Here is a 586-nt window from a genome sequence, read left to right as displayed (position 1 = left end):
ACATTCTGCTCTTGCAAAATGGCTTTATCAGATATTCTATTTTGTTATATTCAGTATGGGCGTGACAGTATTCCAGTATCTTGTATTTACATTTTTACCAGGGATTTTGGGAATTGGTCTGGCTGGTACAGAATTTATGTGGCCAAAGGTTTCTATGAATCTGTTTGGAGTAAAATTTACATGGAGTTTGTTGGGGTATAATGTATTGCGTGATGCAACGGGAAATATACTGATCGGTGGTGGACTTGGCTATTTTATCAGTTATGAACTGGGGTCATTTCTTGCACAGTGTATCAATTTTCCACTGCAGAGAAATATTACTTTTAAAAGCCATGGAAATCCTGTGTATCAGGCAATCTGGTATTTTGTTGCATGGGTGGTAATTTCACTGATCTGTAATGGATTTAATAATCTGTGGATGCCAGTTGCATCTGCATATGTGGCACCGGCAGTCTATAACATGCTTGTGACAATTATTACAGGTGGAGTTTCCATGGTGATTTTTTTCTTTGTGTTTAAAATTATTTTCCCGGAGGGGAAGGCTGAATAGAAGAAAATAGCAAGTATGCCTGAAATCTAATAATAA

The 586-nt window shown here is 37.0% G+C and carries 1 protein-coding gene; it reads left to right on the top strand.

Annotated features, from left to right (window positions below; genetic code table 11):
- Positions 1-550 (top strand): hypothetical protein (locus WMO75_RS19765; protein WP_349078888.1); only part of this gene is annotated, 550 nt, incomplete at its 5' end.
- Positions 551-586: the final 36 nt, after the last annotated feature.

This window comes from Blautia intestinihominis (genome assembly GCF_040096655.1).
Taxonomy (GTDB): Bacteria; Bacillota; Clostridia; order Lachnospirales; family Lachnospiraceae; genus Blautia_A; species Blautia_A intestinihominis.
The sequence above is the reverse complement of the archived record's forward strand: the minus strand, read 5'-3'. Positions and strand labels throughout refer to the sequence as shown.